The organism is Shewanella sp. SW24, from assembly GCF_025653395.1.
Taxonomy (GTDB): domain Bacteria; phylum Pseudomonadota; class Gammaproteobacteria; order Enterobacterales; family Shewanellaceae; genus Shewanella; species Shewanella oncorhynchi.
Genome location: NZ_JAKKSH010000004.1, coordinates 61,787 through 72,838, shown reverse-complemented (window position 1 = coordinate 72,838; position 11,052 = coordinate 61,787). Strand labels below are relative to the sequence as shown.

8 protein-coding genes are annotated in these 11,052 nt (G+C 47.0%); 2 read left to right on the top strand and 6 right to left on the bottom strand.

Features of this window, described 5'->3' with window-relative positions:
- Nucleotides 1–42: 42 nt before the first annotated feature.
- The 6 genes from L5M17_RS05340 to rmuC all read right to left on the bottom strand — a co-directional run bounded on the left by L5M17_RS05340 (nucleotide 43) and on the right by rmuC (nucleotide 9,011).
- Nucleotides 43–2,214: a DUF3488 and DUF4129 domain-containing transglutaminase family protein gene (locus tag L5M17_RS05340; protein ID WP_263145762.1), complete on the bottom strand. Its 2,172-nt coding sequence runs from the start codon at nucleotides 2,212–2,214 to the stop codon at nucleotides 43–45.
- A complete protein-coding gene (locus L5M17_RS05335; RefSeq protein WP_263145760.1) occupies nucleotides 2,211–3,317 on the bottom strand; it encodes a DUF58 domain-containing protein in 1,107 nt (368 codons plus the stop codon). Before L5M17_RS05335 ends, L5M17_RS05340 begins: the two co-directional genes overlap by 4 nt.
- Nucleotides 3,318–3,388: 71 nt before the next feature.
- Nucleotides 3,389–4,300: an AAA family ATPase gene (locus tag L5M17_RS05330; RefSeq protein WP_028760026.1), complete on the bottom strand. Its 912-nt coding sequence runs from the start codon at nucleotides 4,298–4,300 to the stop codon at nucleotides 3,389–3,391.
- 185 nt (nucleotides 4,301–4,485) lie between these two features.
- Nucleotides 4,486–5,190, bottom strand: coding sequence for an EAL domain-containing protein (locus tag L5M17_RS05325; protein WP_263145757.1), 705 nt, complete (start codon nucleotides 5,188–5,190; stop codon nucleotides 4,486–4,488).
- A 239-nt stretch (nucleotides 5,191–5,429) separates the two neighbouring features.
- The gene (locus L5M17_RS05320; RefSeq protein ID WP_263145755.1) at nucleotides 5,430–7,355 is read right to left on the bottom strand and encodes a transglycosylase SLT domain-containing protein; all 1,926 of its coding nucleotides are present in this window, start codon (nucleotides 7,353–7,355) and stop codon (nucleotides 5,430–5,432) included.
- An 81-nt stretch (nucleotides 7,356–7,436) separates the two neighbouring features.
- Complete coding sequence (rmuC, locus tag L5M17_RS05315; protein WP_131524979.1) at nucleotides 7,437–9,011, bottom strand: DNA recombination protein RmuC; 1,575 nt, start codon at nucleotides 9,009–9,011, stop codon at nucleotides 7,437–7,439.
- A gap of 253 nt (nucleotides 9,012–9,264) precedes the next feature.
- On the opposite strand from rmuC, the gene msrP reads away from it, so the two are divergent.
- The gene (gene msrP, locus L5M17_RS05310; RefSeq protein WP_028760022.1) at nucleotides 9,265–10,299 is read left to right on the top strand and encodes a protein-methionine-sulfoxide reductase catalytic subunit MsrP; all 1,035 of its coding nucleotides are present in this window, start codon (nucleotides 9,265–9,267) and stop codon (nucleotides 10,297–10,299) included.
- A 46-nt stretch (nucleotides 10,300–10,345) separates the two neighbouring features.
- Complete coding sequence (gene msrQ / locus L5M17_RS05305; RefSeq protein ID WP_263145752.1) at nucleotides 10,346–11,014, top strand: protein-methionine-sulfoxide reductase heme-binding subunit MsrQ; 669 nt, start codon at nucleotides 10,346–10,348, stop codon at nucleotides 11,012–11,014.
- The last annotated feature ends 38 nt before the right edge of the window (nucleotides 11,015–11,052 follow it).

Genomic DNA, 11,052 nt, shown 5'->3' with positions numbered 1-11,052 from the left:
GCTCCGATGATGTATCGTCAGTTACAGCTCAGTTGACGAATGCTAGGCTAGCGTGAACTTATCTTTCACTTTGGCTCTGAGCAATAACCAGTTGAGTTGCTTCGCCGCCGCTTTAAATGCGGTTAAATGCGCTTGATAGTCTTTAGCCGGTAAATCTTGATACTTCAGCGCCACATAACTTTGTGTCAAAGTTTGGAACAGCGTGCAAAGCTTTGGTGCACTGTGTTGGTATTGCTCAATAATCTGCTGCGCAAATTGATTTGGTCCATCACTGTCTTTGCGCTTAATGCCGTGGTGTGCAAGACGATTACAGATCTGTTGATAACGAGTGCTAATAGGATCGCCTTGAACTCTAAAATGTAATAAGCCCGCACTGTAGGCAATATAGAGCACGATAAGGCTGATACAGAGCCCCATAAAGACCGCGATTTTAGTGTGAGTCACATCGCCTAAAATGCCACTGAGCACTTGATTCTGCTTCTCTTGGTTAAAACCCAGTACCCACACACTCCAGTAATAATCTATGCTGGCAAAACGTTGTCTTAACTCATTGAGCCAAGGCATTGATTTAAATCGTAAGCTACTAAAAGGGCTTTCCTGCAGGTAACTTTGCTCGGGATCAAATTGGGCGTCGAAACCTTGCTCGATACGATTGGGCGCCACCATAGCGGTGGGGTCGAAACGCACCCAACCTTCATCTTCAAGCCAGACTTCTGCCCATGCGTGGGCCATATATTGATACACACTGTAGTAACCCGCTTGCGGATTATATTCTCCCCCCTGATAGCCTGTGACCATACGTGCGGGTAAACCTGTGGCCCGCGCCATAAAAATGAAGGCAGCGGCATAGTGCACGCAAAAACCGGCTTTGTTTTCAAATAAGAAATCATCCACTTGCTGCGGCCCAAGGGGAGGCGGCGTGAGAGTGTAGAAAAAAGGCTCGGTATTGAAGTGGCGCATCATGGCCCACAATCGTGGCTTAGGCTCGGGATACTGAGTCTTGAATTGCTCGGCCAGCGCCCAAGTTCGTGGATTACTGTTACTTGGTAGTTCGAGGTTAATCTGCCTTTGCCGCGCAGAGAGCCTAAGATCCATCTTCGCCTTAGGCCAAGACTCTACTTGATAACTCATTCGCTGATCGACATTGCGCAGTGCTAACAGCCGATAATCTGGCATATTGACCACACTATCATCTTGGCTGTAGGCGACATCGAGGCCAAATAACCACGGCTGGTGGCTCGGCTCAGCAATCACTTGGTAACGAATACTATGCTTATCTTGCGCACCTGATGCCATCTCTTGATCTTCGCTGCTTATCGAAGCAGGACTATTACTCATGGGATCACTCATGGGATCAGGATTATTGACCATCAATGCTGGGCTGGGCCGTGAGGGAGGAAACAGCAGCGCATCTTTTTGCAACTGTTTAATCCCCGCGTCTTGGCGCCAAGTGACACCATCATAGTGCTCCATCACGAGGGCGCGCCAATATAACTCGGCATTAATGGGCGTTGCATTGGTAAAACTCGCCCTAAAGGCAAGTTCAGTCGAACGGGTGAGCTTACCTATATCACCAATCGCCAGACTATCGGACAAGCCCGTTTGGGCTTCTTTCATGTTGGGCAGTAACCAGAGCGGTGCAAGACGCGGTAACACTAAAAATAACAGCAGCGCGAGGGGAAGGCTCTGGAGTAAAAATTTGCCACCGATCCAAGCCGTGTGTTTTAAGGATTGCTTATCTTGATACAAAGTCACGAGCACGCAGGTGTTGATCAACGTCACCACGAGTAAATGCGCGGTATTGAGTAAGGATTGGTGATCAATAAAGGTCAGCGCGATAATAAAATAGCCCGCGAGGACGACAACGCGCACATCCCTTTGATTACGCATTTCAATGTATTTTAAGGCATAACCTAACAGCAGCAGATTCACTAGCGCATTGAGTAAGCCGATTTCCTTTGAAACGAGTGCCAGTGTGGTTGCGGCGCCGATCGCAAGACTGGTCACCAAAAAACGCGGTGGTTTTGCCACTTTGCCGACATAAATCCCCACACGCCACAGCAAACAGATAGCGCAAATGCCCAAAGTCCAAGGCGTGGTTTTATCAAATAGTGGGCTTAATACCGCAATATTGGTGATCAATAACCAAAAAAGTGTCTGGCGGCTAATATTGTCGCCGATTTGAGGTGTCGTGCTATTGGCCGCTAACTTCATACTTGCTCCCTCGAAGTAGGGATATGATGCTGCTTGCGGGGAGCTTGATTCGTTTTTTGTGGGTGATTAGCGGCTGATGACTGATATGGGGGCTTCGCCGCTGAAGGCGCTAATTGTGGATATAAGGCAATGGCTTTTTGACAGGCGATCCTATGGTGATTGCCTATCGCGGGCGCGATCAGCACATCGTCTCCCATTGGGTTTTGCAGATGTAAGCCAAAATACTGCTCAAGTTGCGTGAGTTTATTGACTTGCCAGCTTAGCTGACTCAATTGGGTTTCGAGGCGTTTGGTATCGGGTCTGAGCCTTAACCAGACGGGATCACCTTGGGGCTGCTGGAATTCTTTAGTCAGCATGCCGCGACCCTGTGCCCATTGTTTCCATGCCACTTGCTTGAGGGATTCGCCGAGCACATGGGGTTTAAGGCCTTTAAACTCATCAATCCCCGATACATGTTTACCCGCGAGTAACAGGGGATCTTGCTCCGACTGGGTATGATCAGCCTCAAGCTGCAGCGGCGCTTCAATCGGCTGGGCAAAGACTAAGTGACTAATGGCCAAATCCACATGGGACCATGCGCGGCAAAGCCCTAAGGGATAGAAGGATTCAATTTTGAGCCGACCCGGTGACACTTGGCCCCGCTGATGATATTCGAAGGGTACGAGTGCTTGCTGTTCATCTGTGCCGACGTTCTGCACCGTATAAGTGCGATTATGCGGATAGTTAAGTTGTATGTTATGGCCACTATGGTGAGTGTTGATAAGGACAGGAAAAGTTAAGGTTTCGCCCGCATAGACTTCGGGCGGCGTCGTGGCCCGTACATGTAAGCCGGCCAGATTTTTGTAACTGTAGAGAATGCAGGTATTAAAGAGGCTTAGCAGTAAGATGCTGAGGCCAATGACTAAGTTATTTTGATAGTTAGTGCCGAATAGATATAAAAGTAAAACCAGACCGAGCCAAACTAACCCAAAACCACTCGGCAGAATAAAAATGCTGCGATGGCTTAAGGTTATTTCGGGACTCGGTGGCAAGCGTCTTGCTAACCAACGTTGCCAAATCGGGACTAACGTCGGAATGAAAGTCGGGAGTATCAGTCGTTTCACTTCTCAGTCATTTCCTTGGTTTAATGCGTTAAATGCATACTTTAGCGATATCTTCTCATTACAGTATCTTGCTACATAATAGGGTTAACGCTCGCCAGAATTCGCTCGGATAAGGCTTCACCCTGTAATTGGCTACTGGTTCTGAGTCTATGCTCAGCCACGCAGCAAAATACCGCTTGTACATCTTCAGGGACTAAATAATGTCGACCTTCTAAAAAGGCCCATGCCTTAGCCGCTTGTAATAGCGCTTTGGTGGCACGCGGTGATAACCCTACGCTGTCACTTTGGCTACGGGAAAAACTCACTAAGGCCAGAATATAATTGAGTAAGGCATCGGAAGCGCTGACTTTGTCGCACTGCTCTTGCAGTTGCATTAAGGCCATCGGTGTCAGGCATTGGGGCAATTGATCTAAGGTTAAGTGGTTATGATTGCTCTTAAGCATAGCGAGCTCAGCATCGTGGCTTGGATAACCAATAGACAGACGCATCATAAATCTGTCGAGCTGCGATTCTGGTAGTGAAAATGTACCGGATTGATCGGTGGGATTTTGAGTCGCGATCACAAAGAAAGGATTGGGCAATCTGTGGGTGATGCCATCGACGGAAATTTGTTGTTCGGCCATCGCTTCGAGTAAAGCACTTTGTGTCTTAGGGCTGGCGCGATTAATTTCATCGGCCAAAATCATCTGCTTAAAAATCGGTCCAGGATGAAAGATAAATTGTGCTTGATGTTTATCAAAAATCGATACGCCGAGAATGTCGGCAGGCAGCATGTCACTGGTGAATTGGATCCGCTGATAGCTCAAACCTAAGCTTTGGGCTATACCATGGGAAATACTGGTTTTACCCATGCCGGGTAAGTCTTCAATCAACAGGTGCCCACGGGCGAGAATACAGGCTAGAGCGAGACGAATTTGTCTAGGCTTGCCCAGCAATACTTGTTCGAGTTGTTGTAGTAATTCGCTGATCCCAGATTGTGCCACGGGCGACTCCTAATACATTTGGAAGTGTGCTTAAGGTGCATTTGCAAGCTGATGTGCGTTATCACTATGGCGGATCATCGCCCGTATATCCAGTGGCATTTCTATTGCTAAATCAACTACTCGACAGCATTAGGTTTGGTCTTGAGTGGGCTGGTGGCGCGAATGTAAACCGTTTTAGCCTGATCTTACGTAAGGCACAGTGCTTGGCTGCTGATGGGGCGAATAAACCAGGATTTAAACAAAAAGCCTTGGACAAAGTCGACACCGATATCCCGCGCAAAGGCTAAGTGAGCTTCAGTTTCTATGCCTTCTAAAATGCACTGTTTGTGGGTCTTTTTGGCAAAGTTGACCAATGCAATTAATAATTGTGCTCCCTCGGGGTGTGTTATGTGCGTTAACCAATGGCGGTCGAACTTAAGATAATCCACGTTCATCATCAGATCGACACTGAGCATGGAGTGGGGCGCACCAATATCATCCAGCGCCACATGTATCTTAGCTTGTTTAAATTGAGTGAATAATTGACTGGCCAGCTGGGCATCGTTAATGCAGGTGTTTTCGATGATCTCGACCGTGACTCGTTCATAGTGGGACAGCAAACGAATGAGCTTGGCGGTATGTGGTCCATCGACGGCGTGGGGATCAACATTGATAAAAATTCGCTGCTGACTCGGCGCATGGATGAGTTGAAATGCCTTGGCTTGATATTCAACTGCAGCGAGTATTTCTGTGGATTCATGCAATTGCTCGAACACAATATTAGGTGCAACCGCATCACCATTAGGCAAGTAAAAGCGTGCTAAGGCTTCATAGCCGTCGATGGCTAAAGTATGAGGATTGACAAAGGGTTGGTATTCGCAGCTAAGGGTTAACGAACTAAGGTTAATCATGGGTGTAATGGGATTCTTAATGCTTTAATACTAATTATTCGCATTTAACGCCTTTCAGTGCAAACAAGTTTTCGATAAAACGGCGTGATTGCTGAATAATTATTCGCTTTGCTAATTATTTGAATTTAGAGAATATCATTTAGAATTTTTGGTGGTTAAAGCATGAGCGTTACCCTAGGGTATGCTGAAAAGGAGGAACTCGATGCAGCTGAGTATCGAGTTCCTTTTCATGTCACGAGTTAGTAAGCAAACTTAAGCTCAGCTTCACTGAATAATGGCTGTGCTTTTTGCTTTTGCGCCTCATAAATCAATCGATAGCTGAGGACGGCTTGAACATATTCACGGGTTTCAGTAAAGGGAATGGCCTCGATAAAGCCCATGGCATCGAGTTTGCCATCAGAGTTTGATAACCAGCGACGCACGCGAGAGGGACCCGCGTTATAGGCCGCCGTGGCGAGGATGCGGTTTTGGTTAAACTCTTTCAACAGCTGGGCATAGTAAGCGCTACCAAGATTGAGGTTAAGCTCTGCGCTGTAGAGATCCTTTGGATCGCTATATCTGGCCCCGTGTTTTTTGGCTGTAGCTTTGGCCGTGGCAGGCATAATTTGCATTAGGCCACGGGCACCTACACCCGAGGTCGCATAAAGATAGAATGCACTTTCGCGGCGGCTAATCGCACGGATCTCATCGATGTTAACCCTATGCTTTTTGCTGGCGTGCTCAAAACCGGCTTGGTGCGCCATAGGGAAGCGTAGAGGAATATCATCCCACAGCTTACCTTGAATACTGGCTTCAACACCAAAATCGTACCAGCCCTGTTCATGGGCATAGCGTCCATAGCGTGCTCGCATCGTATTGTCATTGCGTTTTAGTAGCGACATCCATTCATAGCGAGCATCGAAATAACGGTCGAGCGCCATTAACTCTTGCACTCTGACAAAGCCGAGATCATCGGTTAACTTTTGGCTATTGGCATCAACAACAGGCTCAGGGCTTTGATTGAGTGATACCGGTTTATTTAAGAACTGCGCAGCAGCAAAACCGTAAAAATTACGTTCATTACTGATTGTCGCGAGCGCTTTTATGGCGCTTTCAGGCGCTTCTTTGGCATTGGTGCGATAAAGCCAGTATTGCCAACGTTCCTTTGCCAAGGTTTCTGGTTGGAGTAGGTTCAAGTAACGGGCAATACTGCGCATGTCGTGATCGCGGATAGCCCATCTTAAACGGCGCTCAAATAAGTCGTCATTTTTCAGCTCAGTGAGCACATTGTCGACATAGTTTTTATAGTTATCTTCTTGTTCAATTAAAATGCGGCGAACAAGGTATTTATCGAGTTGCTGCGCTTGTTCTGGGGTAAAACGATGGGCCTTTTGATACCGGTCATACAAATTAATGGCTTGGTCGAGATCCTTACGGGCAAGGCGTTTTAATCCTGCGGCAACAATGTCACCGACAATGGGATTTTTATCTTTAAACTTTTCGGTATGGCGCAGGCTATTGGGATCTTTATAGACGGCGACTAAACGCTTAGCTTCGTTACTATGGGTGGTGATTTTTTGGGATAAATAACTCAGTAAACTCGTTTCGCCAGCCTCGAAACTCAGCATCATTCGCGCCCATACGACATCTTGTGTGCGTTTGCCCGCTTTGGTCCATGTGTTGAAAAGAGGATCACATTCCTTTGGTCGCGACCCCCCAAATACCCAAAGTGATTGTGCGGCCGCATAAGCCGTTTTTAGATCGCCCTTGGCGAGTTTCGCCTCATAGTAATAACACTGCAGGCGGATGTCGCTAGGCGCTTCTGGGGTGATCGCAAGATAATCATTCCAGCGTTTTTGGCTACCAGCGTTGTTTAAATATTTAGACCGTAACCTATTGTACATGGGTGTGGTTTCATATTTTTCAATCAAGGCTTTAGCTGCATAACCCTGCAAGGCATTAAGAGCACCTATGTCGATATCATGATCTAAATAAATCGCGAGCGGATAATTACCTAGTTTTGCCCGTAGGGGTTTGTAGGTTGCATAATCTTGCTTCTTCAGGGCTTTTTCGGCCTCAAGAAAGGTTTTCTGCGTTGACGTTAACGCAAGTGCAGCAGGGGCATTCAATGCGCCTGCGAGCAATATTGCACTGGATATAACCACATTTATAACTGCTTTGCACATGGAGCGTTTGCCTCCGGGCATCAAGGTATCAATCGACATGTCCGTATCGATTTGAGGTAATTAATGGGTGTTCAATTCTTGTTATCTATCATTGCACTCGACAGGCTCGATTTCTGTGTCCTTAGGATCGCGGGTATGCGACAGATTAAGTTCAGCGTCGTCATCCTGAGTGTCGTTATCGTCTTGGGCTTCATTGAGTGCTTTTTCTAGCAGCATTTTATCCAGTTGTTTGCTGGTATCGACCCCGAGCTGCTGCATTAAATGGGCTTGACGCACTAGGTTGCCTTTGCCCGATGACAGCTTGTTCATTGCGCTGTGATAGGTTTTTTCTGCATTATCTAAGGCGCGGCCGAGTTTTTCCATGTCTTCAATATAACCACATAACTTGTCGTAAATTCGACCCGCTTGTTTTGCAATGGTTTGTGCGTGTTGATTTTGATATTCGTAGCGCCAAATATTGTTAATTGTGCGCAGGGCCACCAACAAATTCGTTGGACTAACGAGCATGATATTTTGCTCAAGGGCAAAATTGACTAGGCTAGGATCATGCTCTAACGCCAGTAAAAATGCCGGTTCGATAGGAATAAACATCAATACATAATCGAGACTCTTAAGGCCATGCAGATGTTGATAATCCTTTTGACTTAAGCCTTTAATGTGACTGCGAATTGAAATGACATGCTCGTTAATCGCCTGTTGGCGCAGTGCCGGATCTTCACTGTTGAAGTAGCGCTCATAACTGACCAACGACATCTTAGCATCAATGACCACATCTTTATTTTCTGGCAGATGCACAATCACATCCGGCTTAAAGCGTTTACCGCTATCATCTTTGAGATCTTGCTGAGTATGGTATTCATGGCCTTCACGTAGACCGCTTTCTTGCAGCACGCGATCGAGGATCACTTCACCCCAATTACCTTGTTGCTTGTTATCGCCCTTGAGTGCTTTGGTCAGGTTGATAGCATCTTGGCTCATCTTTAGATTGAGCTCCCTTAAGTGCTCAAGCTGATGTTTGAGGGCGCTGCGCTCGGATTGTTCGTGGGTGTAGGATTCACGAATTTGCTGTCTGAATCCTTCAAGCTGTTGCTTCAATGGCCCAAGTACGCCTTCGAGTTGGCTGGCATTTTGGTGCTTAAAGTTTTCGCTACGTTCTTCAAAAATACGGTTTGCGAGGTTTTCAAATTGGGTTTGTAAACGCACTTCGGCCGATTCTAAGCTGGCAATTTTATCCTGCAGCGATTCTTGCTGGGCATCGGCCTTGGCTTGAATGGTTTGCTGCATGGCATTGGATTTCGACAGGGCTAATTGGATCTCTAACTGACGGCGCTGGCTATCATTTAATTGCTGCTCTAAGGTGGGAACGCGTTCGGCTAAGGCCTCGGCTTTGCCCAGTTGTTCAATTTTGAGCTCAAGGCGTTGCTGGTATTGACGTAATTGCGCTTCTTTGTCATCGACCAAAATTTGCTGTTGTGCTAAGGATAATTCTGCATCTTCATTTACTTGACGCATTTCTTGCTCAAGTTGGTCTTTGTGTAGTTGCCAGCGTTGGCGGGTGAGTCTTTGATTGAGCAGAGCACCGATCAACAGGCCTAAGAAGGCAATGGCGAGAAGGCCGATGATTTCGGCGACAGAAAAAGATTGAGAAAATGGCATGATCAATAGCACTCCTTTAGCTTTGGCGCTTAGGTTCGCATGCCCCCCAACAGGCTTCAAGCCCTTTAATCAACTATATCTGCGCTTAATGCTTGAATGAGCAAGTCTTATACGTTTAAGGTGAATTTATTCACGGGTGGAAAGTTTTTCTGACTTTTACCTGTCTATATAAGAGTGAGCGATACAGACTAGCGCCAGAGAAGATTTTTATCGCGACTCGGTGGCTTTAATCATTGGATGGTAGAGGTGTCAATTGGCTAAACATTCCCGTTTTACCCCAGGTATTCTTAAAAAAGCGCAGTGGCACATGCAAGACAACCAAGTGACGCCCGAAGCGGTATTTCGCTCGCGTCGGCAAATTGTAAAAGCCATGGGACTCGGTGCTATCGGTGCCAGCGTGCCCGGTTATGTGCAGGCTGGATTATTCGATCTATTTGGCGATCAACCTAAGTCCTCATTTATCACTACGCCACTGACGTTTCAATCCAATAAGCAGTACGGTGACGCTGATGTGTTAACCCCGTTTGATAAAGTGACGCAGCATAATAATTTCTACGAATTTGGTACGGACAAACAAGATCCCTTCAATAATGCCCAAGGCTTTAAAGTCGATCCTTGGCAACTGCGTATCGAAGGTGAAGTTGAACGGCCCATGACTTTAGATTTTAATGATCTGACTAAAATGTTCCCGCTTGAGGAGCGTAACTATCGCCTGCGCTGTGTTGAAGCTTGGTCTATGGTGATCCCTTGGGTGGGATTCCCGCTGGCGGCATTATTGAAAAAAGTTGGCGTCACCAGTAAGGGCAAGTATGTCGCCTTTGAAACCGCTTTTGATCCCGAGCAAATGCCGGGGCAGAAGAGCCGATTAATGGGGGGAGGTATTCATTATCCCTATGTTGAAGGCCTCACGATAGCCGAAGCTATGAACGATTTAACCTTAATGTCGGTCGGTTTGTACGGTAAAACCTTGCCACCGCAGAACGGCGCGCCCATTCGCTTAGTGGTGCCGTGGAAATACGGCTTTAAGAGTATTAAATCAATAGTGCGAATTCGCGTCATGGATAAACAACCGCCGACCAGCTGGAATCAGCTTGCCTCACACGAGTATGGATTTTATGCCAACGTTAATCCGGCGGTGGATCATCCGCGCTGGTCGCAGGCCACAGAGCGTCGTATCGGCGAGGGGGGATTGTTTTCAGCAACCCGCATCGATACCCAGCCGTTCAACGGTTACGGCGAGTTTGTGGCTTCACTGTATGACGGCATGGATCTGAGGAAATACTATTGATGATTGGTTTGTTGTTTGGGGATTCGCCATTAAGCGGGGACAAGCTATGTTGAGATTAACCGCTAAGCACTTGTTTTGGCTAAAGGCGTTATTTCATTTGTTGGGTTTAGTGCCCATCGTCTACCTTGTGCTCACTGTGGTGCTTGGCCGTGCGGGTGGCGATCCCGTGCAGCACATTATTCACTACACAGGCATAGGCGCATTAAATGCGCTAGCGGCGACCTTGCTGATCTCACCGATTGCCAAGTTGACCAAGCAAGGGCTGTTGATGCAGACCCGCCGTTTAGTGGGTTTATATGTGTTTGCCTATGCCACCTTGCATATCTTGGCGTTTTTTAGTTTAGATCTGTTATTTGCTTGGGAATTACTGTTTAGTGAAGTGGTAAAACGGCCGTACATTTTAGTCGGCGCTGTGGCTTATCTTATCGTCACCGCTTTGGCGATAACTTCGTTTAAAGCCTTGATGCGCAAGATGGGACGTCGTTGGCAAACCTTGCACTATGGGGTGTATTTAGTCGCGATATTGGCGCCAATCCATTTTTACTGGTCGGTAAAATCAGAAATCATCGAACCGAGTCTGTATATCGTAGGTTTTAGCGTGTTATTGCTATGGCGCACGCCTTGGCTTAAGCGCATCCTCAGCCGTAAAGGGACGAATAAAACCGTGAAAAAGACGACCATTGGACAAGATAAAACGTCGATTAAATCAGCTTAAACGCATAGTGCGAGCGGTGAATCTTTGGCTTGTTTTAC

Bases quoted from the DNA above. Each gene is read 5' to 3' on its own strand.
- msrQ (WP_263145752.1), top strand. From the start codon at position 10,346: ATGTTGAGATTAACCGCTAAGCACTTGTTTTGGCTAAAGGCGTTATTT.
- L5M17_RS05320 (WP_263145755.1), bottom strand. From the start codon at position 7,355: ATGTGCAAAGCAGTTATAAATGTGGTTATATCCAGTGCAATATTGCTC.
- L5M17_RS05325 (WP_263145757.1), bottom strand. From the start codon at position 5,190: ATGATTAACCTTAGTTCGTTAACCCTTAGCTGCGAATACCAACCCTTT.
- L5M17_RS05340 (WP_263145762.1), bottom strand. From the start codon at position 2,214: ATGAAGTTAGCGGCCAATAGCACGACACCTCAAATCGGCGACAATATT.
- rmuC (WP_131524979.1), bottom strand. From the start codon at position 9,011: ATGCCATTTTCTCAATCTTTTTCTGTCGCCGAAATCATCGGCCTTCTC.